Here is a 21756-nt window from a genome sequence, read left to right on the forward strand (position 1 = left end):
TGTCACGACCACGGAAAAGGTATATACTTTAGGCGGAAGGAGGTAGAAATGCGGGCATCGGTTTTGAAACGACTGATGGAGATCAAAGATGAGCACCTGAGGGGGGTGCTGGTGGATGTGGTGGAGGAAATCGAACGGGAGCTGGCCACGAAAGAGATGCTGGAAGCCTTCATCCAGCGAACGGATGAGAACTTCAAACGGGTGTGGGATGCCATTCACGAGCTCGCCGAAGCGCAGAGGCGAACCGAACAGCGGGTCGAAGAGCTGGCCGAAGCGCAGAGGCGAACCGAACAGCGGGTCGAAGAGCTGGCCGAAGCGCAGAGGCGAACCGAACAGCGGGTCGAAGAGCTGGCCGAAGCGCAGAAGCGAACTGAACAGCGGGTGGAAGAGCTCGCGGCTGCCCAAAAACAAACGGAAGAGCGCCTTGACCGGCTGGAAAAAGCTGTGGAAGAGCTGGCGGAGGCGCAGAGGCGAACCGAACAGCGGGTCGAAGAGCTGGCCGAAGCGCAGAAGCGGACAGAAGAAGAGTTGCGGAGTCTGGCCCGGGAGGTTGGTGAACTCAAAACGGCGTTCTGGGGAGAGAAGGGCCGTATGGAGGGAGAGCGGTATGAGCGCCGGATCGTTCAGTCGGCCCGCCGGATCCTGGGTCGGGGCAGAGGCGGGAGCCCCTCCACCCTTGAGGTTCAGCGTATGCTGGACGATATGCTGGGGGATCTGGACGTGTCGGCACGGGCAAGCGATGAGGACCCTTATCTTGCGGATCTGATCTGGGTAAAGGATGGCGTGGTGCTGGTGGCGGAGATTTCCCTGGTGGTGGACCGGAAGGATGTGGAACGGGCATGGAAGCGAGCCGGAACCCTCCGGCAGGCAGGGGTGGAGGTCCGACCCGTGGTGATCGGGGAGCGATGGGCGGCGGAGGATACGAAAGATCTCGCACAGGATAAAGGCGTGGCGTGGTATGTGGAACAGGTGTTTTCGCCGGAGTTCATTGAACTTCGAAAAAGGGCGTGACCCGATCTGCTGTTCGTCCCAATACACGGCCCCCTCATCCTGCCTACACGTCACGTTATGAGCGCTCGGGAGGCGTTCACTCTGTTGGGTGAAAGCTCACAAGCCCCCGCGCAATTCCGCACAGGGCTTTGATCCGTTCTTCGTGGTCTTTGATGTCGTTTGCGATGTTTAAAGCCTGCTCCACTTCTCCCCGTCGGGCAAGTTCTGCACGGATCTCTCTAAGAAGTTCATCACGCCAGTACATGGAGATTTTTTCCGCAGCATCCAGTGCCCCTTTCGCATCGCCGATATCCAGAAACGCATTTCCTATTTCGAAATACTCCCATTGGCGATCCTTTTCAAACAAAACAAACTCAGCGTCTTCCAGCGCTTTGTAGAGCAACGCTCTGCCTTTCTCCTGTTCTCCCAGCTTAAAGAACAAAGGTCCGATTTTGCGGAAAATCAACGTCCGACTTTCCACATCGTCACTACCCTCTCCAATTTTCAGCGCATCTTCCAGTATTTCTCTTGCCCGGTCTGTGTCCCCTGCTTCCATGAAAACTTCTGCAACTTTCATCATGCCAAAGGCGATGTCCTCCGGTGGATCGAACTCTATTCTCCGAATTCCTCTCAAAGCTCCTTGCAGAAAGGATTGACCAAGGGTCCTTTCTCCCACCACAAAGGATGCCCGGGCGATTTCCAGATAAGCCTCCAGCCGAGCATCTTGATACCGAATTCGGCGTGCCACCTTCCATGCCCGCTCCAGGATCCTGATGGCCCTTCTCTTTCTTTCCTGTTCCATGAGGTCATTCCTCCTGTTTTTCTCAACCTCTCAGGACTCTTTTGACTCCCTTACCCTGGTGACAGGTTTGCCAATAACCTGTCCACCCATCCGGGCAAAATGGATGCAGCCTGGCCGTGATGCACCTCCTCCGCAAAGCCGTCAAAAGGGGTGGGGTCCAGGTTGATCACCACCACCCGGGCACCCCGGCGGTGTGCCTCGTGGGGAAGGGCGGCCGCCGGATAGACCTGGCCGGAGGTCCCCACCACCAGGAACACGTCGCCTGGTCTAAGGTTTGCCACAAAGGAAAAGGCCCGTTCCAGGGCGTGTGCAGGAAGGGCCTCCCCAAACCAGACCACATCGGGACGAAGGAGACCCCCGCACCGGGGGCACCGCGGCGGAAGGGCCTCTTCATCATACACGTCTTCCGAGGTCCGGGTGAACCCGCAATTCACGCACCGTTCCCGGAAGATGTTGCCGTGGAGTTCCACGATGCGGGTGTTGCCCGCCCGCCGATGGAGGTTGTCCACGTTCTGGGTGATGAGGAGGAAGCGATCTGCGAGGGCCTGTTCCAGGCGGACCAGGGCTTCGTGGGCGGGGTTGGGTCGGGCCTTCAGGATGATCCGCCGTCGCCAGACATACCAGGACCACACGAGCACCGGGTCCCGGGCAAAGGCCTCCGGCGTGGCCAGCTCCTCCGGGCGATACTGCTTCCACAGCCCATCCTTCCCGCGGAAGGTGGGGATCCCGCTTTCGGCGGAAATGCCGGCTCCCGTGAGAACGGCGACATTCATGGTGATACCCTTCCTGTATCCTGCCACGGAGGATTAAAATGAATCGTGCCACCATCAGCGATTTGACTCCATTTCGCAGAGTTCAAATCAAGTTCTGCAATTCGTTGCCCAGAACGCAGGGAAACGGTGATCCATGGGTCCTTGGGAAAAACCCTTTCAGCCTGGAAAAACCCTTGCAGAAAGGTATCAGCATACCAGATTCCATCTCGACGAAACACGATGGCGAGAATTTCTGTTACCCCCTGTCGGCGGAGTTCTTCAGGATAAGGCTCTTCGGGTTTTTCTGGTTCGATAAACGTGAAAACAACGGAGGAGTCTCCATAGGTAACCCAGTATCGTCCCCTTCCTTCGATGAAAATCCGATACCCCGACGCGGAATAAAGGGAGAATGGGTCAAATTTGAACATCCCGAGATCCCATACACGTACCCAGAAGCGACCGAGAGAATCAATAAAGCCACCGGTGAACGTATCGCGAATACACCACGTTAAAACCCCTCTGGAGGTGAAATAGCATGCGACCTTAGGGGAAGGTGCCTCGACAGAAGGATGTTCCAGACAGTACTGCAGATACAGGACGTTTGTGCTGAATTCTTTGATATAGGGGAGAGAGGGATAGGGATTACAATCTTCTGATGGCTCGCCTCCCAGTTTCCGAAACGTATACTGATGGAGAGTTTTTCCGTTCTGGATGAACGCAATGCCATCGGGGAGAGGATGAACTTCCACCCCGTTTTTGAGGACAAAAACTCTGGACTTCGGCAGTGTTCCCGCCGTCGGCGGTTCGGCGACCATCATCCATACCCAGAGCGCAAGAATCACCTCAAACCTCCTGGTTTTCCGTTAAGGATACAACAGCGATTTCGCGCTGTAAAGTTGGCCTGTGCTGTGACGGAGCGAGCCCTGTTGATCGGGATATGCCCGGCATCGTGGACAGCGTCCCGGAGATACTCCGGCAAGGGATGTTCTCCGGGCGTTCGGGATCAGGAGTCTCTCCACCCTGGACGATCTCACGGACCCCCCGGCATCTTGACATGCCGGTTTAGATTTTCTATAATTTATACGCTTAACGAATTCTGTATTCATCCTGCACGCCTTTTTTCCATCACGCGTGGCACCGTGGAAGAGGTGTGGGTGAGACCAAACGCTCAAACGACACCAAAAACAGGAGGTGGCTCATGAAGATCAAACCGCTGGCAGACCGGGTGGTGGTTCAGCGGATCGAGGAGGAAGAGGAGAAGAAGGGTGGCATCATCATCCCCGACACCGCGAAAGAGCGTCCCCAGAAAGGCAAAGTGATTGCCGTGGGTCCCGGCCGGCTCAACGACAAGGGCGAGCGGATGCCCATGGAAGTGAAGGAAGGTGACGTGGTGCTCTTTTCCAAATACGCCGGGACCGAGGTCAAGGTCGGGGATGACGAGTATCTGGTGATGCGTGAGGACGAAATCCTGGCCATTCTGGAAGAATAAAAGGAGGAGATGACGATGGCTGCCAAGGAAATCCTTTACAACGACGAAGCCCGTCGCGCGCTGCTTCGGGGTGTGGAGAAGCTTGCCAAGGCCGTCCGGGTGACCCTGGGACCCGCCGGACGGAACGTGGTGCTGGAGAAGAAGTTCGGGTCTCCCACCATCACCAAGGACGGTGTGACCGTCGCCAAAGAGATTGAACTTCCCGATCCCTTTGAGAACCTGGGCGCCCAGCTGGTGCGGGAAGTGGCGTCCAAGACCTCCGATGTGGCCGGTGACGGAACCACCACCGCGACTGTGCTGGCCGAGGCCATCTTCCGGGAAGGCCTGCGCTTCGTGGCTGCGGGTGCCAACGCCACCGAGGTGAAGCGGGGCATTGACAAGGCAACGGCCCGGGTGGTGGAAGAGCTCAAGAAGCTCTCCAAAGAGGTGAAAGAGTCCAAGGAAATCGAGCAGGTAGCCACCATCTCGGCCAACAACGACAACGAGATCGGGAAGAAGATCGCCGAGGCGATGGAGAAGGTGGGCAAGGACGGCGTGATCACCGTGGAAGAGGCGAAGGGTGTGGAGACCTATGTGGACGTGGTGGAGGGGATGCAGTTCGACCGCGGATACATTTCCCCCTATTTCATCACTGACCCCGAGAAGATGGAGGCCGTCCTGGAGGACGCCTTCATCCTGATCCATGACAAGAAGATCTCCGCGGTGAAGGATCTTCTTCCCATCCTCCAGCGTGTGGCCGAGGTGGGCAAGCCCCTCCTGATCATTGCCGAAGATGTGGAGGGGGAGGCGCTGGCCACCCTGGTGGTGAACAAGCTCCGGGGCGTGCTCCAGGTGTGCGCGGTGAAGGCACCCGGCTACGGTGAGCGTCGGAAAGAGATGCTCCGGGACATCGCCATCCTCACTGGCGGTCAGGTGATCAGCGAAGAGACCGGCATGAAGCTGGAGAACGCCCGTCTGGAGGATCTGGGGCGTGCCAAGCGGGTCGTGGTGACCAAAGAGCACACCACCATTGTGGAAGGTGCCGGGAAGAAAGAGGAGATCCAGGCCCGCATCGCCCAGATCCGGAAGCAGATCGAGGAGACCAAGTCGGACTATGACCGGGAGAAACTTCAGGAGCGCCTGGCCAAGCTCGCGGGCGGTGTGGCCGTGATCTATGTGGGTGCGGCCACCGAGACCGAAATGAAGGAGAAAAAGGCTCGAATCGAGGACGCCCTCCACGCCACCAAAGCCGCGGTGGAGGAGGGGATCGTCCCGGGTGGCGGAACCGCCTTCATCCGGTCCCTTCCCGCCCTGGATGAGCTGGAGAAGGAACTCGAGGGCGACCAGAAGATCGGCGTCCAGATTGTGAAGAAGGCCCTGGTGGAGCCCCTCCGGTGGATTGCGGAGAACGCGGGCTACAACGGCTATCTCGTGGTGGAAGAGGTGAAACGCCGCAGCGGCAACGAGGGCTTCAACGCCCTGACTGGCGAGTATGTGGACATGTTTGAGGCCGGCGTGATCGATCCCACCAAGGTGGAGCGGACGGCGCTCCAGAACGCGGTGTCCATTGCGGGGCTCCTCCTCACGACTGAGGCGCTGGTGACGGAGATCAAGGAGAAGAAGAAAGAAGCCCCGGCTCCCGGCGGCGGCGACTTCGACGAGTTCTGAGGCCGGGTGACCGGCGGGGGGCCCAGGCCCCCCGCCTATTTTTGTAAGGAGAGGAGGCAGACCATGCCCATCTACACCTACCGCTGTCGGAAATGCGGCCATACCTTTGAAGATCTCATCCTGAAGCCGAGCGATGTGCCCACCGCCTGCCCGGTGTGTGGAGGAGAGGTGGAACGGACCTTTTCCGGAAGCGTGGGGCTGGTGTTCAAGGGTTCCGGGTTCTACATCACCGATTATGCCCGGAAGTCTTCGGGAAGCAATGGGAAGGGAGACGCATCGCCGAAGTCCTCATCGGCGTCCTCGGAAACTTCTTCGCCCGCGGGGAAAAGCAGCAACTGATTCCGTAGGGTGAGCCATGCTCATTTTTGATCCGGTGTATTTCCTCTTCATTCTCCCCGGTCTGGCCCTGTCTCTCTGGGCCTCGTTCCGGGTGAAAACGGCCTTTCACCGGTGGTCCCGGGTGCCGGTGTCTTCGGGCATGACCGGTGCCCAGGCGGCGGCCTGGCTTCTCCGTCAGGCCGGCGTGGACGGGGTGCGGATTGAACGGGTGGGAGGCATGCTCACCGATCACTATGACCCGGTGCACCGGGTGCTCCGCCTTTCCCCCGATGTGTATGCGGGGCGTTCGGTGGCGGCGGTGGCGGTGGCCTGCCATGAGGCAGGACATGCCATTCAGCATGCCCGGGCCTATCTTCCCCTCCACCTTCGTTCCTGGCTGGTTCCTGCCACCCAGTTCGCCACCAACGCAGGGTATGGGGTGATGCTCCTGGGGTTTCTGTTCCACCTTATCCCCATGATCCTGTGGGGGGCCCTCCTCACCTTTGGCCTCACCCTGATCTTTCAGTTGGTGACGCTTCCGGTGGAGTTTGACGCGAGCGCCCGGGCGAAGAAACTTGCCCTGCGCCACGGTCTCGTTCAGTCCCCCGAAGAACAGAAAGGCATGGAAGAAATGCTCTCGGCTGCGGCCCTCACCTATGTGGCGGCCGCCGTATCCACCCTATCCACACTCCTCTATTATCTCCTCCGATTCGGAGGATACCAGAGCGAACGCTGAGGGTGTACGCCTCGGGGAGGAAGGTTGTCAGAGTTTTAACGGGAACACGTAAAACCAGGGCGTGGTGTACCACTCCAGACCTGGACTCCCCAGAGGGCAATGATAAAGGGATGCATGGATACGGGTCCATGACATGAATGTTTCCAGAGGCTGCCCCCACCAGTTCAACCACACCATTCGGTCAAAAATCATCCAGCTTTTGGGAAGAAGAACAGAAACCACGAGAAACGCAGTAACCAACGGATAAGGAATTGTTCGCACCGCATCTCGATTGCCCCAGATCAGGAAAAAGGACGGAAGAAACGTTATGAGATTGAAAACCCGTGGAGGATCACCTGTCAGCATGGTGATTCCGAGAGCGAAAGCTGTTACAACCCCTCCTTTCCAGAGCGGACGAAACCACGGCACCAGGAACCACGCCCACTGCAGGACACTCCACCACCATATCGGCGTGGACTTCGCAAGTCCCTTCATCCAGGGGCTGTAGATCCCTGCATGTTTGAACCGGAGGGCTGGATCGATTCCAAACACGCTGGAGAGAAGCCACATCAGCAAAATTTTTCCCATCATCAGCCCCGCCAGCACGGGGAAGATGCGTCGAACCTGCGCGGGATGCTTTGGGGATGCGAGGACCACCCCCGCCAGGGCCAGACCAGCCAATGCGGTTTCGAAATGTTGAAGTCCAAGAAGAATCCCGATCCCCATCCCTTCCATCCATTCCCTTCGAGATAGCGAACGATCACGTGTGAGATAAAACAGCGCCCACACGAAAAAAAGATAGGTGAGTGTCTCTTCTCGCATATAGGGAAAGAATGCCCCGGATGTCCAGGCGAAGGGAAAGAGAAGCATGATCGCGAAAGCCTTGGGCGCCAGGGTTTCGATCCGTGAACGAAGGAGCAACCATACACTACCCAGAAAAAGAAACCACAACAGGAAGTGGAAGGAAAACAAAAGAGGAGGGGATAAGACCAGACCTCCATAGATGGCCAGAAGGAAGCCGGGGAGAGATTCCACGACGGTCAAAGTGCCTCCGGGAAGGATCTCTCCCCACCGGTGCAGATGATGGGCAAGGATCGAAGGAACGGTTGAGGGAAAGCCCCTCATCGGGTTCCTGGCAAGCATGATCGCCTGAAGCGCAAGCACAGGGAGAATCAAAAGGACGTAGCTACGTCGCGAGGCGAGAAAGCTCCAGAACCCGCGCATACAGCGTCTCCGTCCAGGTCTGGAGGGTGGATTTTTCACGGTCCGGTGGGGGAGGAAGGGGCTCTCCATAGAACACCGTAAGGGGCGCTTTGCGGGTGAGCCAGGCGCAGGGACCGGCCTGAACGCCCCGGTGGATATAGACGGGCACCGTGGGGGCACCGGTGAGCGCGGCCAGAAGGGCTGTCCCCGTCTGAAAGGGGAGAAGCACCCTTTCGGTGAAGTTCCGTTCACCTTCCGGGAAGATCACCAGCGCGTGTCCCGCCTCCAGCACCTTTCGGGCGCGCTTGAGCGCGGCGGCGGGTTTCGCGGGATCGGCGGGCAAAGCCTGATAGGCGGTGATGAGCCACCTCAGAGGCGCACCCCACCGGGGATGATGAAAAAGCCCTTCAGACGCGAAGAAAAACGAAGCACGGGGGAGGGGGAAGGCGATCCAGATGGGGTCCCAGTTGCTGTAGTGGTTGGACGCCAGAATCACCGGCCCCTCCCGCGGAACGTGTTCCACACCAAACGCCCGAAAGGCGAATCCCCACCGGGCAAGGGGGGCCACCGCCACCCGGGTCAGCCACCAGTGAGGGGGTTCCCGCCCCGGATGAAAAGGGAGAACGTGTTTCCATAGGGGGGAGGGCCTCACCGTGCGAGCTCCTGAACGATCTCCCGGGCGATCCGGCGGGCTTCCTCATCCGCTTCCAGATAACCTTCCAGATCCGTGGGGTGCCGGACGGGCAGGCGGCCCAGGGTTTCCTCCACCACCCGGTAGATGTCCAGGAACCCGATCCTACGGTTCAGAAAGGCGTCCACCGCCACCTCATTGGCTGCGTTGAACACCGCGGGGGCGGTTCCTCCCTCTCGAAGCACCCCATAGGCCATCTGGATGGCAGGGAAGGTCTTGTGGTCCACGTCCTCAAACCGGAGGTCCAGAGGGAAGGAGAGCTCCCGGGAGGGGCAGGGGAGGCGGTCCGGATGGGTGAGGGCATACTGGATGGGGAGGCGCATATCCGGTGGTGAGAGCTGGGCGAACCAGGCTCCGTCCGAGAGGCGCACCATGCCATGGACCACCGACTGGGGATGGACCACCACGTGGATCCGTTCGGGAGGTAAGGAAAAGAGGCGGGCGGCTTCGATCACCTCCAGCGCTTTGTTCATCAGAGTGGCCGAATCCACCGTGATCTTGGCTCCCATGGACCAGGAAGGGTGCCGGAGGGCCTGTTCGGGGGTCACCTGCCGGAGCTCTTCCCGGGTTTTTCCCCGGAAAGGCCCCCCGGAGGCGGTGAGCCAGAGTTCCTCCACGTGCTCCCGGTGGGCAAGCCAGAGCTGGAACAGCGCCGAATGCTCCGAGTCGACGGGAATCAGTTCGCCGGGTGCGCGCTGGAGGGTCTCCATCACCACAGGTCCGAAGGAGACCAGAACCTCTTTGTTGGCGAGGGCCACCCGTTTTCCGGTCTTCAGGGCTTCAAGGGTGGGAAAGATCCCGATCACGCTGGTGGTGGCCACCACCACCACGTCCACCTCGGGATGGCGGGCCATCTCCACCAGAGCTTCTTTCCCCTTTCCGGTCCGGATTCCCGGGAGTTCTGGAATGTCCACCGTGGAATCGCTCCAGGCAAGCCAGGGTATGTCAAACTCCCGGGCAATGGCCAGGAGGGGTTCGATCCGCCGGTGGGCGCTGGCCGCCACCACCCGAAAGCGCTCCGGGTGGGCCCGCACCACATCCAGGGTCTGACGGCCAATGGAACCGGTGGCCCCGAGAAGGGCGATGCGGACGGGATGGGTCACCCCTCAGGAACCCTCCGCGTGGCCGGTTTTTTCGGACAGGAGTTTCTGGATCCAGCCTTCAAAGTATTCCCGGGGATGATATCCCACCGCCCGGGCCCGGATTTTTCCTGAAGGGTCCACGACGAAGGTGGTGGGAAGCCCCATGATCCCGCCGAATGCCTTGCCCTCCCTTCCGGATCGCCCCACTGCGATGGGATATTCAATGCCCATCTTCTCAATAAACGCCCGCACTTTCCCGGAGGGTTCGTCCAGGTTGATCCCGATCACCACCACGCCGCTGTCCCGATAGGTTTTGTACAGTTCGTTGAAAAAGGGCATTTCGGCCCGGCAGGGCGGGCACCAGGTCGCCCAGAAATCCACGATCAGCACCTTTCCTTTGAGTTCCGACAGGGCAAGGGTTTCTCCCTTGAGGGTCATGAGGGAGAGATCCGGGAGAGGTGCTCCCACCGGATTCGCCCCCACAAGACTCCAGATCAACAGCGCGTTCATCCCGCACCTCCTTTCTGCCAGGATGGTGTCCGTTTTTCAAGAAAGGCCCGGAATCCTTCCTGCGCCTCCGCGCCCCGGCGGATCCGGGCAAGAAGCTGTGCCGTATACAGGGGTAGCTCAGACGGAGCCAGGCTCTGGACGGTCCGGATCAGACGCTTGGCTTCCTTCACCGCCTCCGGCCCGTTTGCAAGAAGGGTGTCCACAAAAGCCTGGACTCTCTGATCCAGTTCCTCAAGACCGTCCGCCACCCCATGAACCAGTCCCAGTTCGCGAGCGGTTTCTCCGTCAAAGATTTCTCCTGTGAGGAAAAAGCGGCGGGCATGGGATACGGGCAGTTTCCGGAGGACATAGGGAGAGATGGTGGCCGGCACAAGGCCAATCCGGACTTCGGTGAAGCCCATCCGGGTGGATCGTTCGGCCACCACGATGTCGCTTGCCGCCACAAGCCCCATGGCGCCTCCCAGAGCGGCTCCGTGCACCCGCGCCACCACCGCCTGAGGAAGGGTGTCCAGCCGTTCCAGCACCTTCACAAGAAGCAGGGCGTCCTCCACCGCCTCCTCTTCGGGGAGTTCCCCTGCCCGTTTCATCCAGTTGAGATCCGCTCCGGCGCAGAACACTTTCCCCTCTCCCTGAAGCACCACCACCCGAAGGTGCGTGTTCTGGGCAAGGTTTTCCAGCGCGGTGAGAAGTTCCCGAAGGGTCTGGTCGGAAAGGGCGTTCCGGACCTCCGGCCGGTTGAGCACCAGCCGGGCCACCGCACCGTCCCGGTCCAGTCGAAGATGTTCAAACGTCATGGAGATCCTCCTTACATCCGGAACACCGGATAACGGATTTCGTCCTCGATGGGCGCGTTCAACGCAGCCGACAGAGCGAGGCCCACCACCTCCCGGGTCCGGGCCGGTTCGATGATGCCGTCGTCCCAGAGCCGGGCTGTGGCGTAATAGGCGTCGGATTCCACTGTGTATTTTTCAAGAAGGGGCTTCCGGATTTCGGCGGCTTCTTCCTCGGTGAGGGGTGGAAGTCCTTTTCGTGCCCGCTTCTGGTTTTCAATGATGACCATCACTTCCGCGGCCTGCTGGGGGCCCATCACGGCGATCCGGGCGTTGGGCCAGGTGAAGAGGAATCGGGGTCCATAGGCACGGCCAGCCATGGCGTAGTTCCCGGCACCGAAAGAATTCCCGATGATCACCGTGATTTTGGGCACCCGGGCGGTGGCCACCGCCTGAACCATCTTGGCTCCGTCTTTGGTAATTCCGCCGTGCTCATAGCGTTTGCCCACCATGAAGCCCGTGATGTTCTGGAGAAAAATGAGGGGAATGCCCCGCTGGTTGGCCAGCTCGATAAAGTGGGCGCCTTTCAGGGCGGCCTCGCTCATCAGCACGCCGTTGTTGGCCAGAATCCCCACCGGATAGCCCATCCACCGGGCGAACCCCGTGACCAGGGTGGTGCCGTAATTGGCTTTGAATTCGTGAAAACGGGATCCGTCCACCAGCCGGGCGATCACCTCCCGGACGTCATAGGGTCGGGACGGATCCTTCGGGATGATCCCGTAGATCTCGTCCGGATCGTACAAAGGGTCTTCCGGTGGGTGAAGGTCCAGGTCCACCCGCTTCACCCGGTTGAGGTGGGCCACAATGGATCGCGCAATCTCCAGGGCCTCTTCGTCGTTTTCGGCCATGTGATCCGTCACGCCCGAAAACCGCGAATGGACCTCTGCGCCGCCCAGTTCTTCAGCGGTCACCTCCTCCCCCGTGGCCGCTTTCACCAGGGGCGGACCACCCAGATAGATGGTTCCGGTTCCCTTCACGATCACGTTCTCGTCCGACATGGCGGGGACATAGGCCCCTCCCGCCGTGCACATCCCCATCACCACGGCGATCTGGGGGATCCCCAGGGCTGACATCCGGGCCTGATTGAAGAAGATCCGTCCAAAGTGCTCCTTGTCCGGGAACACCTCGGCCTGCATGGGGAGGAACACCCCTCCGGAATCCACGAGATAGATGATGGGGAGCCGGTTCTCCAGGGCGATCTCCTGGGCGCGAAGGTGCTTCTTGATGGTGATGGGGAAATAGGTGCCGCCCTTCACCGTCGCGTCGTTGGCCACGATCACCACCTCTTTCCCGGCGACCACCCCGATCCCGGTGATGATCCCCCCGGAGGGAACCTGATGGTCGTACATGCCCCAGGCGGCAAGGGGGGAAAGTTCGAGAAAGGGGGTGTCCGGATCCAGGAGTCGTTCGATCCGTTCCCGGGCCAGGAGTTTGCCCCGTTTGCGGTGGAGTTCGATGGCGTGGGGAGGGCCACCCTTTCGCACCTCGGCAAGGCGCCGGCGAAATTCCTCCAGCAGACCCTTATGATGGGCGTAGTTTTCCTGGAATTCCGGGCTGTTTGTCCGGACCTGGCTTGCAAGAACCCGCATGGTCTTAAAGATAGACGCTCCAGTGCGGCTTTTCAACAGGCGGCCGGAACGGCCATGCGGATATTTGAAGGTTCTTCCGGAAGTCCTTACACTATGGGTCCATTTTCCCTGTGGTGATGCGAGTGGGTGGGCGGTGGAGGAAAAGGCGGTGGGGTGTTCGTTGAACGACACGGAACGAACGCGATTCAAGGAGGCCTGAATGCTTGGGTTTCTGGTGGTCTTTCCCATTCTCGGTGTGCTCGTGCTCCCCTTTCTCTCCGGAAAAAGGGGAGCCCTCTGGGGGTTTGCCACCCTGTGGTCGGGGGTGACCTTCCTCGCCTCCCTCACCCTTCTCCAGGCGCCTCCGGATGCGCAGGCCTTCACCCTCCAGATCCCCTGGATTCCCCAGATCGGCGCGTCCATCCACCTTGCCACCGACGGCCTTTCCACCTTCCTGATCCTGCTCACCACCGGCCTGGTGTTCCTGGGCTTTCTCTCCTCCTGGACCTATATCCGGGACCAGATTCCCGCCTACATCGCGGCCATGCTGGTGCTGGAAGGCCTGATGATCGGCGTGTTTGCCGCCCAGGATCTCCTGCTCTTTTTCCTGTTCTGGGAACTCCAGCTCCTTCCCATGTTCGTGCTGATCGGGGTGTGGGGGCACGAACGGCGGCGGTATGCAGCCTTCAAGTTTCTCCTCTACACGATGGCGGGAAGCGTCTTCCTCCTGGCAGGCATCCTCTATCTGGGGTTCCGTTTCCACACCTTTGATCTTTCCACCCTCTTTTCTCACGCCCCCTCCCTGCCCCTCAAAACCCAGGCGTTGCTTTTCTGGGCCTTCATGATCGCCTTCGCCATCAAGGTTCCGGTCTGGCCCTTCCACACCTGGTTGCCCGACGCCCACGTGGAGGCGCCCACCGCTGGTTCGGTGATCCTTGCGGGGGTGCTGCTCAAGATGGGGACCTACGGGATGCTCCGGTTTGCCCTCCCCCTGTTCCCGGAGGCCGCCCGGGCCTATGCGGAGGTCTGGATGGCCCTGGGGGTGGTGGGCATCCTGTATGGGGCCTGGATGAGCTGGGTGCAGAAGGACATGAAGCGCCTCATTGCCTATTCCTCCGTGGCCCACATGGGGTTCATCGTGCTGGGGATTTTCTCCTTCACCCTCTATGGCCTTCAGGGCGGCATGCTCCAGATGATCAACCACGGCATCACGACGGGGGCGCTTTTCTTCGCGGTGGGTGTGCTCTATGAGCGGCGGCATTCCCGGCTGATGGAGGCCTATGGCGGTGTGGCGAAGGACATGCCCACCTTCGGGCTCCTCCTGGGGATTGCGGTGTTTGCGAGCATCGGCCTTCCGGGGCTCAACGGCTTTGTGGGGGAATTCCTCGCCCTGTTTGGAAGCTTTCAGGTGAAGCCGGTGCTCACGGTGTTTGCGGTGTTCGGGGTGGTGTTTGCCGCTGTGTATCTCCTCCACATGACCCGGCAGGTCCTTTTCCTCACCCCTCACACGCCCCGTGATCCCCTGCCCGATCTGCGTTTGAGAGAAATCCTGGTGTTCCTTCCCCTTGTCGTGATGATGATCTGGATCGGGGTGTATCCCCGTCCCTTCCTCCGCCTCACGGAGCCCTATGCCCAGCGTCTTGTCACCCTTCTTCAGGTTGAGGACCGAACTTCCGGCCATGAGATACCGGAAGGGCCGTCCCTTCATGAGGAGGTTCACCCATGAACCTGCTCGCACCGGAACTGTTTCTTGCCGGAGCGCTCCTCGTGAGTTTGCTTGGCGCCGCTTTCTCCCGCCGGGTTCCCCGGCTGATCAGCTATCTCGCCATCCTCGGAGCCCTGGTGCTGGTGGGCGGGAGTTTCTATGCCGCGTCGGACGGTGTGCTCTTTCATGCCCTAAGTGTGACCCCCTTTGTCCGGTTCTTTGATCTCCTGGTTCTGGTTTCGGGGTTGCTGTTTCTCCTCTTGATGCCTCCTTCGGCACCCCGGGAGGTGGACGTTCTCCTCCTGGCCACCCTGCTGGGGATGCTGTTTCTTTCCAAGAGTGTGGACCTGGTGGCCGCCTTTTTCAGCCTGGAACTCATCACCTTTGGTTTCTATTTCCTGGTGGGTTATCTCCGGTCGGATGCTCGGAGCACAGAGAGCGTGGTGAAATATTTTCTCCTGGGGGCCTTTTCGTCCGCCCTGATGGGGATGGGCATCGTCCTCCTCTTTTTCCTCACCCGCACCACCTTTCTCCCGGATATCCTTCGCCTCTTCAATCCCGAGCCCCTTGCGGTGGTCGCCGTGGTGCTCCTCGCGGCGGGGGTGTTTTTCAAAATCGCCGCCTTCCCTCTCCAGTTCTGGACCCCGGATGTGTATGCGGGCGCTCCCACCCCGGTGGTGGCGTTTCTGAACGCTGCGCCCAAGGCGGTGGGGTTTCTCCTTCTCGTGCGCGTGTTCCTGGCCACGGCGGACAGCACCTTCTGGAAGCAGGCCCTTCCCTGGATTGCGGTGATCACCATGTTCTGGGGGAACTGGGTGGCCCTGCGACAGACGGAACTCAAGCGGATGCTGGCCTATTCCACCATTGCCCACGTAGGATATCTCCTCCTGGCCCTTCTCGTCTCCCCGCCCGTGGCCGGTCTCCGGGCCATCGGCTTTTATGTGGCCACCTATGTGCTCATGAGCTTCGGGGCCTTTGGGAGCCTCCTTTTCATCGCGCCGCATCCCACCCTGGAAGATCTCCGGGGGCTTGCCCGGCGCCATCCCTATCTCGCGGTGGGGCTCTTTCTGTTTCTCGCTTCTCTTGCCGGCATTCCCGGGACGGCGGGGTTCTCGGCCAAAGCCATCCTCTTTTATGAAGTGTTCCGGTCCGGTCACATCCTCCTGGGGATCGTCGCCCTGGTGAACGGGGTGATCTCGGCCTATTACTACATGCGTCCGGTGGCCGAGATGGTCATGGAGGCGGAAGGGAAAGGCCATGCGTCCTTCGGGGTGCTCCCCGTGTCCGTGGTGCAGGTGATGGCCCTGGCGGTTCTGTATCTCGGACTCTATCCCTTCCCTCTCCTCTATCTCGTGGAGCGGGCCCTTGCCGGATAAGGATCTGAGGCTCTACAACACCCTGACCCGCCGGGTGGAGGCGGTTCCCGCCCCGAAGGTCCGGTTCTATATGTGCGGCATGACCGTTCAGGACTCCCCCCACATGGGCCACGTCCGGACCTTCCTGATGGCGGACATCCTGCGCCGGGTGCTGCGCTTTCTGGGCTATGAGGTCACGTATGCTCAGAACTTCACGGACATCGATGACAAGATCATCCAGCGGGCCCACCGGGAAGACACCGACTGGCGGCGAATCGCCGACCGGTTCATCGAGGAATACCTGGATGTTGCCCGAACCCTCAACTTTCTCCCCGCCGATGTCCACCCCCGGGCCGCCCTTCACGTCCAGGAGATCGTGGAGCTGACCCAGAGGCTTCTCTCCCTCGGGGTGGCGTATGCCACGCCGGATGGGGTGTTCTTCTCTGTGGAGAAATTTCCCACGTATGGCAAACTTTCCGGGAAAAAGCTGGACGATCTCATTGCGGGCGCACGGGTGGAACCTTCCCCCCACAAACGAAACCCCCTGGACTTTGCTCTCTGGAAAGCGCGGAAGGAGGGGGAACCCTACTGGCATGCACCTTTCGGAGAAGGCCGGCCAGGATGGCACATCGAATGCTCGGCCATGTCCACCCACTATCTTGGTCAGCCCTTTGAGATCCACGGAGGGGGAACGGATCTCATCTTCCCCCATCACGAAAACGAAATCGCCCAGTCTGAAGCGGCATGGGACCGGCCCTTTGCCCGGCTCTGGTTTCATGTGGCCATGCTGCAGCTTTCAGGGGAGAAAATGTCCAAGTCCACCGGGCTCTTTTTCCGGGCGAAGGAGGTACTTGCCCATCATCCCCCCGAGGCCGTTCGCCTCTATCTCCTGCAGCACCACTACCGCACCCCCATGGACTATACGGAAGAGGGGCTTCAGGCAGCCCGGAAGGCCTGGGACCGGGTGGTCCGGTTTGTGGAGGACCTTCCCGAATTTCCGGAGGGACCGGTGGATCACGCAGTCCTCGCGGCGTTTGAAGAAGCCCTCCGGGAGGATCTCAACACGCCCCAGGCGGTGGGGGTGATGTTCTCCACACTGGATCAGGCTCAGGTAGCCTTTCGAGAAGGGGATACAGATCGGGGCGCCACCCTGGCCCGGGCCCTCTTTGTGATGCTGGACGTGCTGGGTTTCCGGGTGGAGCGCCGGGAGCTTGCGGCATCCGCCCGGGCGCTGGTGGATCTCCTGGTGGAGGTCCGGGCCGAACTCCGGAAAGCCCGCGCCTTTGATCTGGCCGATCGGATCCGGGATCGGCTTGGAGAACTGGGGATTCTCCTGGAAGACACGCCGGAGGGGACCCGGTGGAGGATGCGTTTGTGAACGCATTCCCCGAGTTTCTTGATGCCGTGGAGCGTGGCGCGTTTCATCGCCTCCCCGAAGAGCTGGAACGAGCGACAGGTGTTCCTTCTCTCCTGATTCTGATGCACCCTCCCCATCATCCCACCCGCATGGTCTGGAGCTCCCCGGGGTTCTCTGGTCGTCCGCCGGAGGAGTATTCACCGGAGCAAATTCGGGAAGCCTTTCGAGAGGATGTTTTTCGTGTGTTCCCGGTGATCCACCGGGACATCCTCCTGGGTTGGTGGGTGGTGGAGGGCAAGCCCCCTGCGAAACTTCCGGCCCTGCTTCCTCCCCTGGCTGCCGCCTGGCGCCTTCACCTGGACGAAACGCTGGATCAGAAGATTCTTCGCCTCACCGAAAGCATGCGGGATCGGGTGTCCCGGATCCGGCGGGGCGTGCTTCCACCGGGGGATGTGTTCGGGGTGGAATGGCTTCGGGAGATGGAAGAACTCTTTCCGGGAGCCCACGTGTTCTTCCTCCGCCTCACCTCACCCGAGGTGTTGGAAGTTCGGACACCGGAGCGGGTCTGGACGGAGAACCTCGTTTCTCCGGTGCACCTCCCGGAAAGTCCCGTGATGGTGCATGCGGGAGACATGCACCCCGGCTTTCCCGCCCTCTTTCAGGAGGTGCTCCGGGCGAATGCTCCCCACAGCTGGATGCTTCTGCCCCTCCTTCAGGAACCCCACGCGGAAGCGCTGGTGATCGCCTTCTCTTCGCCGCCCCATCCCCTGACCCTCTCGGCCCTGAACGATCTCTACGTTTCCCTTTCCTGGGCAAGGATGGCCGTCCAGCAAATCGAACGCCTTTCCACCCACGAAGCCCAGCTGGATCGGTTTGTCCGGCTTGCCCGTTCCTTTCAGGATATCCAGCATGCCCGGTCCTTTGTGGTCCACCTGCTGGATCTTTTTCTGGACCTGTGTGCCACCCCCACGGCTGCGGCCCTGCTTCTCAGCCCGGATGGCCGGGAACTGGAAGTGGTGGAATCCCGGGGGGCATGGCAGGATCTCAAAGGGATGCGCTTTCATCGGCATCAGGGCCTTGCGGGGCACGCCCTCAACCGGGGGAAGATTGTGGTGTCCGAAAACTATGAGCAGGACCCCCGTCTGGGGTCGTCTCCGTATGTGAAGGGCCTCCGGTTTGGTGTGGGCATTCCTCTGGTGTTGCCCTCGGGCGAGCCGCTGGGCGTGATTGCGCTGGGTTCTGCCTATCCCATGGCATGTGTGGATGACCTCGACTTCCTGGAAACCCTCACCCACGTGGCCATGCACATGTACGACCGAATGAAAAAGGACCGGGAACTCCTGCACAGTTATCGGGACATGCTCAACCTTCTGATGCGAACCCTGGCCATTCGGGAGCACGGAACCCACGAGCACACTGCCCGGGTGACTGCTCTGGCCCTGGCCCTTGGAAAAAAGGTGGGCCTTTCGGACGAGGATCTCCTCACCCTCTACTGGGGTGCCATGCTCCACGACATCGGGAAGATTGGTATTCCCGATCACATCCTACAGAAGCCCGGTCCCCTCACCGAGGAGGAATGGGCGGTCATGCGACGGCACCCTGTGCTTGGAAAGGAGATCCTTCACGACCTCGAGTTTTTGCGGGAAGCCCTGGAGGTGGTGGTCCATCACCATGAACGGTTTGATGGCAAGGGGTATCCGGACGGTTTGAAGGGAGAAGAAATCCCCTATCTGGCCCGGATTTTTTCGGTCGTCGATGCTTTTGATGCCATGATTTCGGACCGCCCGTACCGGAAGGGCATGCCGGTGGAGGAAGCCCTACGGGAACTCGCCCGAAACCGCGGGAGTCAGTTCGACCCCAACATCGTGGATGCCTTCATCCAGCTCCTTCAGGAACGACCGGAGCTTGTGGAAAACCCCAACTCGGTGTATGAAGGGCTTTCGTCCATCGTTCAACTCTATCAACTGTTTCTGCGACATTGATTCCGGCTCTGCTTTTGTCCCTGGTGTTCCTCTTCGGCGTGCTTCCCCTCTCCACGCCTCAAAGCGGTCTTCCCATGGACAAGGTTTTCCATTTCCTCACCTTTTTCTGGATCGGATTTTATGTGCGGAGGGATCAAGGACCCCTGAGGGGGGTCCGGGGTCTCGGGCTGTATGGGCTTGCGGGGCTTGGGCTGGAATTCGTTCAGGGTTTCCTTCCCCAGCGAAGCTTTGAGTGGATGGACTTTGGGACGGATCTTGCCGGGCTTCTCATGGGCGCGGTGATTCCCCTTTCGGTGGGGACAATCATCGAGCGCGCCGTGCTTCATCTGGGTGCAGGCAAAATTCCCATGGCTCCGGCCACATGGGGGTCGCTTCTGGCCCTTGGCATCTACTGGTTCTATCCCCTTCCCTACCCGGGAATGGTGGGCGCGGTGCTTTTTGGGCTGGTGGTGGGCTGGGCAGCCTACCACCGGACGAGAGACGAAGAAGACCCCCCCTGGGTGATCCTGGACGAGGCGCTGGCCTTCTGGGCTTTTGCACCCCTCCTCCCCCACACCCTCCCGGCCCTGTTCCTCTATTTCTTCCTGTTCCGGATCACGGACATCGTCAAACCCCTCGGAATCCGCGCACTGGAGCGTTTGCCCGGCGGTGTGTTCTGGGATGATGTGGGTGCGGCGGCCCTTGCGGTGGTGCTGGCCCGGGGTGTGCTGAGTTTCTTCTAATCCAGGGCCTCGAGACGTCCGCCCGCCAGCTGGATGCGGGTGGCTCCTGCCGGGATCCGCTCCGTGATATGGCTCACCAGGATCACATGCGTGCCCCGTGCAACCTGATCTTCAAGAAAATTCCAGAGAGTTTCCCGTGATTCCACGTCCAGGGCGGAAAAGGGCTCATCCAGCAGGAGGAGATCCGGCGCGTGGAGCAAAGCCCGGATCAGGGCGATCTTTTTCTTCATCCCCGCAGAATATTCCCGCACCGGGCGGTTCCAGAAGGAGGTCACCCCGAGGGATTCGGCAAGGGATCCCAGGACGTCCGGATGTCCTCCCTGGAGTCGCCGGAAAATCTCCAGGTTTTCTCTCCCTGAAAGGGAAGGGTACAGCCCCGATTCATGTCCGGCATATCCCACCCGTGCCCGAACCTCTTCTGACGTCCAGGGATCGTTCCCCAGCACCCGGACCGTTCCCCGTGTGGGTCGGGAAAGTCCGGCGAGGAGGCGGAGCAGGGTGCTCTTGCCCTGGCCGTTGGGACCCGTGATGAGGAGGAAACCGCCGTCCCAGGAAAACTCCAGACCTCGGAACACCCAGGTGCGCCGGTAGCGTTTGCCTGCCTTCAGGAGTTCAACCACAGCCACAGTCCAGCACCTCCCAGTCCGGCGAAGAATCCCGACAAAGCGTTGACGCCGTTGTTATCCAGCCATCGCCATCCCCGAACATGGATGGCTTTCTGGCCGCAGTGCCAGGAAGTCTCCACCTCCTTCCCGCACACCCGGCACCGCCATCGGCCCTGGAGTCTTGCCCCCAGAAGGGAGTCCACCACGTTTCCAGCAAAACCGGCCAGGGCAGCGGTGAGAAGGACCATTCCCGGAAGGGAGAGCACAGCCCCGCTCGTGGCGACGAGAAGACTCCCCACAAGGGCGCCCAGGAATCCCTGATGGGTGACCCCTCCGCTTGTGCCCCGGGGGACGGGATGTCCGGTGAGAATATCCCGGGGGCGAGGCCCTCCGGTTTCGGTGGCCAGCGTGTCCGCGGCCGCCTCACACACGCCGGAAAGAAACCCCACCAGATAGGCGGGATGGGGATGCAGGTGGTAAAGAAAAGCGAAGAGACCAGCCACCCACCCGTTGGCGAGGACCTGCACCGGCGTTCGGATCTCCGATCGCTCTTTTCGACGGAGGCGGGTGGCCAGACTCCCCAGGGCGAAAAAGAGGAGGATGGGAAGGGCAAGAGGCCACCGGCCCACACTCCAGATGAGAAGCCCCAGCACACCTGCGGCCACCGAACCCCGGAGGGTGAGGGCCCGAAAACACCAGGCCACCAGCGCCACCAGCGTGGCAAACGCGAGCCCTTCATAGAGCGTGGATGGATGGGTCCGGAGGGTGTCCACCCACAGGGCGAGGAGAAGGGGAACCAGGAGATTGTCCAGACCCCGGTCACTCACCGCTTCCGTGAGCGTGGCAAGGCCCGCGAGCAGGGCGGCTTCCATCGGGTTGAAGAAGGGTAGCCCGATCAGGAAGGACGTGAAGAAGAAGACCAGGCTTCCCCCCAGGCTTTTGGGCCCCATCGGGCGGAGGGGAAAGAGCTTGCCCGTAAAGGAAGCCAGAGGGTCTGCGAAAAACATGACGGAAAGGGCATAGAAAAACACAGAATCCTGAGGATGAGTCCAGGCAAGCCAGGCCACGGCCACCGGGAAGAGCACGGTTCCCCAGGAATCCGGTTGAGATCGGGACACGGAGGTGAAATGCACCAGGCGTTCGATGAGGTTCAAAAAGGCAAACCCGAGAGCAATCGCGATCAGGGTGTCCCATGGTCCGGTCCGGGCATAGAGCAGCACGAGCCCCCCCACCCCCATATGGAGGAGTTTCCGCGCCACCCAGGCAGGGAGCCAGCCGCTCCGTTCCGTCACTTCAAGGAGAACCACCAGCAGGAAAATCCCGAGGACAAACCACACCACCGCGTTCATGATGGGCAAAGGATACAGCCCGGGGACTGAATTGCCAACGAGCACCCGTGGTGTCAGGGTTTCACGCGCAGATTGTGCGGGAAA

At 60.5% G+C, this 21756-nt stretch carries 21 protein-coding genes; 10 read left to right on the plus strand and 11 right to left on the minus strand.

All coding sequences use genetic code 11. The annotated features are described in order from the left end of the window. Positions 1–48: 48 nt before the first annotated feature. Entirely contained in the window at positions 49–1011 is a 963-nt protein-coding gene (locus AC6HU3_RS07430) for a hypothetical protein (RefSeq protein WP_497473137.1), read from the plus strand. Between the two features lie 76 nt (positions 1012–1087). On the opposite strand, the gene AC6HU3_RS07435 is transcribed toward AC6HU3_RS07430, so the two are convergent. Genes AC6HU3_RS07435 through AC6HU3_RS07445 form a run of 3 tightly spaced genes read right to left on the minus strand, consistent with a single transcriptional unit; the run spans position 1088 to position 3386 of the window. Next, entirely contained in the window at positions 1088–1792 is a 705-nt protein-coding gene (locus AC6HU3_RS07435) for a tetratricopeptide repeat protein (RefSeq protein WP_497473138.1), read from the minus strand. 50 nt (positions 1793–1842) lie between these two features. Then, a complete protein-coding gene (locus AC6HU3_RS07440) occupies positions 1843–2565 on the minus strand; it encodes an NAD-dependent deacylase (RefSeq protein WP_497473139.1) in 723 nt (240 codons plus the stop codon). Next, positions 2562–3386 carry a hypothetical protein gene (locus tag AC6HU3_RS07445; protein ID WP_497473140.1) on the minus strand — a complete coding sequence of 275 codons (825 nt, stop codon included), beginning with the start codon at positions 3384–3386 and terminating at the stop codon, positions 2562–2564. Before AC6HU3_RS07445 ends, AC6HU3_RS07440 begins: the two co-directional genes overlap by 4 nt. Positions 3387–3742: 356 nt before the next feature. On the opposite strand from AC6HU3_RS07445, the gene groES reads away from it, so the two are divergent. The 4 genes from groES (at position 3743) to AC6HU3_RS07465 (ending at position 6734) form a co-directional block, all read left to right on the plus strand. Then, positions 3743–4033, plus strand: coding sequence for a co-chaperone GroES (gene groES, locus AC6HU3_RS07450; RefSeq protein WP_497473141.1), 291 nt, complete (start codon positions 3743–3745; stop codon positions 4031–4033). A 15-nt stretch (positions 4034–4048) separates the two neighbouring features. Next, on the plus strand, positions 4049–5680 hold the full coding sequence (gene groL, locus AC6HU3_RS07455) for a chaperonin GroEL (protein WP_497473142.1): 1632 nt from the start codon (positions 4049–4051) through the stop codon (positions 5678–5680). 63 nt (positions 5681–5743) lie between these two features. Then, positions 5744–6019, plus strand: coding sequence for an FmdB family zinc ribbon protein (locus AC6HU3_RS07460; protein ID WP_497473143.1), 276 nt, complete (start codon positions 5744–5746; stop codon positions 6017–6019). A 16-nt stretch (positions 6020–6035) separates the two neighbouring features. Beyond that, positions 6036–6734, plus strand: coding sequence for a zinc metallopeptidase (locus tag AC6HU3_RS07465; protein WP_497473144.1), 699 nt, complete (start codon positions 6036–6038; stop codon positions 6732–6734). 27 nt (positions 6735–6761) lie between these two features. Here AC6HU3_RS07465 and AC6HU3_RS07470 read toward each other — a convergent pair whose 3' ends face one another. The 6 genes from AC6HU3_RS07470 to AC6HU3_RS07495 form a co-directional block, all read right to left on the minus strand. Continuing rightward, entirely contained in the window at positions 6762–7583 is an 822-nt protein-coding gene (locus AC6HU3_RS07470) for a hypothetical protein (protein WP_497473145.1), read from the minus strand. Positions 7584–7899: 316 nt separating this feature from the next. Continuing rightward, on the minus strand, positions 7900–8568 hold the full coding sequence (locus tag AC6HU3_RS07475; RefSeq protein WP_497473146.1) for a lysophospholipid acyltransferase family protein: 669 nt from the start codon (positions 8566–8568) through the stop codon (positions 7900–7902). Further along, entirely contained in the window at positions 8565–9710 is a 1146-nt protein-coding gene (dxr, locus tag AC6HU3_RS07480) for a 1-deoxy-D-xylulose-5-phosphate reductoisomerase (RefSeq protein WP_497473147.1), read from the minus strand. Before dxr ends, AC6HU3_RS07475 begins: the two co-directional genes overlap by 4 nt. Positions 9711–9713: 3 nt before the next feature. Further along, positions 9714–10199 (minus strand): TlpA family protein disulfide reductase, encoded by a 486-nt coding sequence (locus AC6HU3_RS07485; RefSeq protein ID WP_497473148.1) that lies wholly within the window; start codon positions 10197–10199, stop codon positions 9714–9716. Next, positions 10196–10993, minus strand: a complete 798-nt coding sequence (locus tag AC6HU3_RS07490; protein ID WP_497473149.1) for an enoyl-CoA hydratase-related protein — start codon at positions 10991–10993, stop codon at positions 10196–10198. The genes AC6HU3_RS07485 and AC6HU3_RS07490 overlap by 4 nt, the downstream gene beginning before the upstream one ends. An 11-nt stretch (positions 10994–11004) precedes the next feature. Next, the gene (locus AC6HU3_RS07495) at positions 11005–12618 is read right to left on the minus strand and encodes a carboxyl transferase domain-containing protein (RefSeq protein WP_497473150.1); all 1614 of its coding nucleotides are present in this window, start codon (positions 12616–12618) and stop codon (positions 11005–11007) included. A gap of 199 nt (positions 12619–12817) precedes the next feature. On the opposite strand from AC6HU3_RS07495, the gene AC6HU3_RS07500 reads away from it, so the two are divergent. Genes AC6HU3_RS07500 through AC6HU3_RS07520 form a run of 5 tightly spaced genes read left to right on the plus strand, consistent with a single transcriptional unit; the run spans position 12818 to position 19718 of the window. Then, positions 12818–14323, plus strand: a complete 1506-nt coding sequence (locus AC6HU3_RS07500; protein WP_497473151.1) for a complex I subunit 4 family protein — start codon at positions 12818–12820, stop codon at positions 14321–14323. Further along, positions 14320–15678, plus strand: a complete 1359-nt coding sequence (locus tag AC6HU3_RS07505) for an NADH-quinone oxidoreductase subunit N (RefSeq protein ID WP_497473152.1) — start codon at positions 14320–14322, stop codon at positions 15676–15678. The genes AC6HU3_RS07500 and AC6HU3_RS07505 overlap by 4 nt, the downstream gene beginning before the upstream one ends. Further along, the gene (gene cysS / locus AC6HU3_RS07510) at positions 15668–17035 is read left to right on the plus strand and encodes a cysteine--tRNA ligase (RefSeq protein ID WP_497473153.1); all 1368 of its coding nucleotides are present in this window, start codon (positions 15668–15670) and stop codon (positions 17033–17035) included. Before AC6HU3_RS07505 ends, cysS begins: the two co-directional genes overlap by 11 nt. Beyond that, the gene (locus AC6HU3_RS07515; RefSeq protein WP_497473154.1) at positions 17017–18996 is read left to right on the plus strand and encodes an HD-GYP domain-containing protein; all 1980 of its coding nucleotides are present in this window, start codon (positions 17017–17019) and stop codon (positions 18994–18996) included. The genes cysS and AC6HU3_RS07515 overlap by 19 nt, the downstream gene beginning before the upstream one ends. Continuing rightward, the gene (locus tag AC6HU3_RS07520; RefSeq protein WP_497473155.1) at positions 18993–19718 is read left to right on the plus strand and encodes a phosphatidylglycerophosphatase A; all 726 of its coding nucleotides are present in this window, start codon (positions 18993–18995) and stop codon (positions 19716–19718) included. Before AC6HU3_RS07515 ends, AC6HU3_RS07520 begins: the two co-directional genes overlap by 4 nt. Here the strand turns inward: AC6HU3_RS07520 and ccmA are convergent. Further along, positions 19715–20344, minus strand: coding sequence for a heme ABC exporter ATP-binding protein CcmA (gene ccmA / locus AC6HU3_RS07525; protein WP_497473156.1), 630 nt, complete (start codon positions 20342–20344; stop codon positions 19715–19717). The genes AC6HU3_RS07520 and ccmA overlap by 4 nt on opposite strands. Beyond that, a complete protein-coding gene (locus AC6HU3_RS07530; RefSeq protein ID WP_497473157.1) occupies positions 20323–21672 on the minus strand; it encodes a DUF92 domain-containing protein in 1350 nt (449 codons plus the stop codon). Before AC6HU3_RS07530 ends, ccmA begins: the two co-directional genes overlap by 22 nt. Positions 21673–21756 lie beyond the last annotated feature (84 nt).

The organism is Caldifarcimen microaerophilum, assembly GCF_055387105.1.

What these genes read in the sequence shown, in the direction of transcription:
- AC6HU3_RS07435 (WP_497473138.1), bottom strand. Translation starts at nt 1,792, where the DNA reads ATGGAACAGGAAAGAAAGAGAAGGGCCATCAGGATCCTGGAGCGGGCA.
- AC6HU3_RS07500 (WP_497473151.1), top strand. Translation starts at nt 12,818, where the DNA reads ATGCTTGGGTTTCTGGTGGTCTTTCCCATTCTCGGTGTGCTCGTGCTC.
- AC6HU3_RS07470 (WP_497473145.1), bottom strand. Translation starts at nt 7,583, where the DNA reads ATGCTTCTCTTTCCCTTCGCCTGGACATCCGGGGCATTCTTTCCCTAT.
- AC6HU3_RS07490 (WP_497473149.1), bottom strand. Translation starts at nt 10,993, where the DNA reads ATGACGTTTGAACATCTTCGACTGGACCGGGACGGTGCGGTGGCCCGG.
- AC6HU3_RS07430 (WP_497473137.1), top strand. Translation starts at nt 49, where the DNA reads ATGCGGGCATCGGTTTTGAAACGACTGATGGAGATCAAAGATGAGCAC.
- groL (WP_497473142.1), top strand. Translation starts at nt 4,049, where the DNA reads ATGGCTGCCAAGGAAATCCTTTACAACGACGAAGCCCGTCGCGCGCTG.
- AC6HU3_RS07485 (WP_497473148.1), bottom strand. Translation starts at nt 10,199, where the DNA reads ATGAACGCGCTGTTGATCTGGAGTCTTGTGGGGGCGAATCCGGTGGGA.
- AC6HU3_RS07530 (WP_497473157.1), bottom strand. Translation starts at nt 21,672, where the DNA reads ATGAACGCGGTGGTGTGGTTTGTCCTCGGGATTTTCCTGCTGGTGGTT.
- AC6HU3_RS07495 (WP_497473150.1), bottom strand. Translation starts at nt 12,618, where the DNA reads ATGCGGGTTCTTGCAAGCCAGGTCCGGACAAACAGCCCGGAATTCCAG.
- AC6HU3_RS07465 (WP_497473144.1), top strand. Translation starts at nt 6,036, where the DNA reads ATGCTCATTTTTGATCCGGTGTATTTCCTCTTCATTCTCCCCGGTCTG.
- groES (WP_497473141.1), top strand. Translation starts at nt 3,743, where the DNA reads ATGAAGATCAAACCGCTGGCAGACCGGGTGGTGGTTCAGCGGATCGAG.
- AC6HU3_RS07460 (WP_497473143.1), top strand. Translation starts at nt 5,744, where the DNA reads ATGCCCATCTACACCTACCGCTGTCGGAAATGCGGCCATACCTTTGAA.
- AC6HU3_RS07440 (WP_497473139.1), bottom strand. Translation starts at nt 2,565, where the DNA reads ATGAATGTCGCCGTTCTCACGGGAGCCGGCATTTCCGCCGAAAGCGGG.
- AC6HU3_RS07505 (WP_497473152.1), top strand. Translation starts at nt 14,320, where the DNA reads ATGAACCTGCTCGCACCGGAACTGTTTCTTGCCGGAGCGCTCCTCGTG.